The sequence below is a fragment of the Herbaspirillum sp. B65 genome (genome assembly GCF_000333555.1).
Taxonomy (GTDB): Bacteria; Pseudomonadota; Gammaproteobacteria; order Burkholderiales; family Burkholderiaceae_D; genus Herbaspirillum; species Herbaspirillum rubrisubalbicans.
The window spans coordinates 1-3,015 of sequence record NZ_BADI01000517.1; the positions used below are offsets into that span (position 1 = coordinate 1).

The 3,015-nt window shown below is 62.1% G+C and carries 3 protein-coding genes and 1 pseudogene; all 4 read right to left on the reverse strand.

What is annotated here, in order from left to right; genetic code table 11:
* Positions 1-611: acetamidase/formamidase family protein (locus tag I5W_RS12520; protein WP_044529472.1), on the reverse strand; the 611-nt coding region annotated here is incomplete at its 3' end.
* A 51-nt stretch (positions 612-662) separates the two neighbouring features.
* Positions 663-1,693, reverse strand: a pseudogene (locus tag I5W_RS12525) (aliphatic amidase).
* A 29-nt stretch (positions 1,694-1,722) separates the two neighbouring features.
* Complete coding sequence (gene urtE / locus I5W_RS12530; RefSeq protein ID WP_017450343.1) at positions 1,723-2,412, reverse strand: urea ABC transporter ATP-binding subunit UrtE; 690 nt, start codon at positions 2,410-2,412, stop codon at positions 1,723-1,725.
* 25 nt (positions 2,413-2,437) lie between these two features.
* A partial coding sequence (locus I5W_RS12535) for an ABC transporter ATP-binding protein (protein WP_044529473.1) occupies positions 2,438-3,015 on the reverse strand: 578 nt, incomplete at its 5' end.

Sequence of the window (3,015 nt, forward strand, 5' to 3'; positions counted from 1 at the left end):
CGCGCCGCCACCTTGGCCATCTCGTCGAACTTGGCACCAGTCAGGCCGCGCAGCACCGCAGTGCTGGGGTTGGGCGGTTGCGCCAGGCCCTTGGCAGCCAGCGGCGCTTCGCGGCGATTCCACTCGGCCAGCAGATCATGCGACGGCAGGCAACCCATCAAGCCCGGGTGGGTCAGGCCGGCGATGCGCACGCCAGGGATGTGGCGCGAGGTGGCATACAAGCCCTTCAAGTCCCAGATGGCCTTGTCGGCTTCGGGGAAGTAATCGGCCAGGAAACCACCGCCGTTTTCCTTGGCAAAGACACCCGAAAAACCGACCGGCGTCACCGGCTTGATGTCCAGCAGATCGATCACCAGCAAGTCACCCGGCTCGGCACCTTCGACATGGAAAGGACCGGTCAGCGGATGGGCACGGGTCAGATCGACGTTCTTGACATCGGAAACGTCATCGGTGTCCTGGATCTGTGCGTCCAGGAAATCCAGCGATTCGATCAGGATGGATTCGCCCGGCTTGACCGAGGCCAGGAACGGCAGGTCCGGGTGCCAGCGGTTGTGCCCCAGTTCGGCCTGCTCTGCCAGCGGGACGCCGGGCTTGATCTTGAAATGTTGCATACGATCTCCTTGGTGGTGGGTGTGTGATGACGACCTCGGGGGCGCTGGGCCTCAGGCCGCCGGCTCGGTAGGAATCCCCGGCATCGGACATTCGGGCGTGCCGGCACTGTTGCGGGTCAGTGCCTCGACCTGGGCACGTGCCGCCTGCGGATCATTGACCCAGGTGCGGTAGAAGTCGAAAGGACAGTCGGCCACGCCGGCCGGCGACTCGCCCGAATTGATCTTGCCGGTGTAGCCGCGATGCAGCAGCTTGTAGAGATGGTTCTGCGACTGCCAGTTGCGACGCGCATCGCGGATGGCCGAGATCGACAGCTCGGCATACTGGATGCCCATTTCCTCGGTGCCGCATTCGCCCAGCGTGCGACCATCGAAGCCGACGATGGCCGAGTGGCCGAAGTAGGAATAGACGCCATCGAAACCGGCGGCATTGGCCACGGCCACGTACAGGTTGTTCATCCAGGCCATGGCCTGGAGACCATGATCTGCTGTTCCTTGGCCGGATACATGTAGCCCTGGCAGCGCACCACCAGTTCCGCGCCCTTCATGGCGCAATCACGCCAGATCTCGGGATAGTTGCCGTCATCGCAGATGATGAGGCTGATCTTCAAGCCCTTGGGGCCGTCGCACACATAGGTGGTATCGCCCGGATACCAGCCTTCGATGGGGGTCCACGGCATGATCTTGCGGTACTTCTGCACGATCTCGCCCTGGTCGTTGATGAGGATCAGGGTGTTGTAAGGCACCTTGCGCGGATGCTCTTCATGGCGCTCGCCGGTCAGCGAAAACACGCCCCACACGCCGGCGATGCGGCAAGCTTCGGAAAAGATGGCGGTCTCCTCACCTGGAATGGCGGCGGCCGTCTCGAACATTTCTTCACGGTCATACATGATGCCGTGCGTGGAATACTCCGGGAACACCACCAGATCCAGCCCCGGCAATCCCTGCTTCATACCGACCAGCATGGCGGCGATCCGCCGTGCATTCTCCAGCACCTCGCCGCGCGTATGCAGGCGCGGCATCTTGTAGTTCACCACGGCTACGCCAACGGCGTCGCGGCTACTTGAAATGTCTCCATGTCGCATGAGCTTGCTCCTCTGAAAAGACGGTCACATCAGACCGACAGGTACTTGCTGATGGTGGGTGCATCGACGTTTGCGCGCGTGTCTTCGTAGACGAAGCGGCCCTTGTCGATGACCAGGAAGCGGTCGGCAATCTCCAGCGTGAAGCTCAGCACCTGCTCCGAGACCACGATGGTGAGCGCGCGGATCTTGCGGATTTCCTTCAAGCTCCGGGCGATGTCCTTGATGATGGAAGGCTGGATGCCTTCGGTCGGTTCATCCAGCAGCAGCACCCGCGGATTGGTCGCCAGCGCACGGGCAATGGCCAGTTGCTGCTGCTGGCCACCGGAGAGATTGCCGCCCTTGCGGGTACGCATGTCGTAGAGCACCGGGAACAATGAATACAGTTCATCAGGCACCTTGCCCCGGGCCGCCGCGGGCAAGCCGGTCTGGATGTTTTCCAGCACCGTCATGTGCGAGAAGATCATGCGCCCCTGCGGCACATAGGCCACGCCGCGCTCGACACGCTGGTGGCTTTCCAGGCCACCGAGTTCCACGCCATCGATGCTGATGCTGCCGCCGCGCAGCGGCAGGATGCCCATCAGGGTCTTGAACAGCGTGGTCTTGCCCATGCCGTTGCGGCCCATGACGGCGACGATTTCTTCCTTGGCCACCGACAGATCGACGTCGTGGATGACCTTGCTCTGGCCGTAGCCGGAAGCGAGTTGCGAGACTTTGAACATGGCAGGCTCCGAGGGGGATGGGGGTTCAGTGACCGAGGTAGACATCGATCACCTTGGGATCGGACTGCACCTTCTCCATGCTGCCTTCGGCCAGGATCTTGCCCTGGTGCAGCACGGTGACCTTGTGCGCGATGCTCTTGACGAAATCCATGTCGTGCTCGATCACCACCACCGAACGGCCCTGGCTGATGCGGCCCAGCAGCTCGGCAGTCTTTTCGCGTTCGGACACGCTCATGCCGGCCACCGGTTCATCCAGCATCAGCAACTCCGGCTCCTGCATCAGCAACATGCCGATTTCCAGCCACTGCTTCTGGCCGTGCGAGAGCAAGTCGGCCTGGGTATGCAGTTGCTCTTCCAAAAAGATGTCGGCAGCCACCGCCTCCACCCGCGCCACCACATCCGGCGAACGCTTGAAGGTCAGCGCGCCGAACACCTTGCGGCCACGCGGGAAGGACATCTCCAGGTTCTCGAACACGGAGAGGTTCTCGTAAATGGAAGGCGTCTGGAACTTGCGCCCTACCCCCACGCGCACGATGGCGTGCTCACTCATCTTGGTCAGTTCATGGTTGTTGAACTTGATGCTGCCGGAGGTGGCGCGAGTCT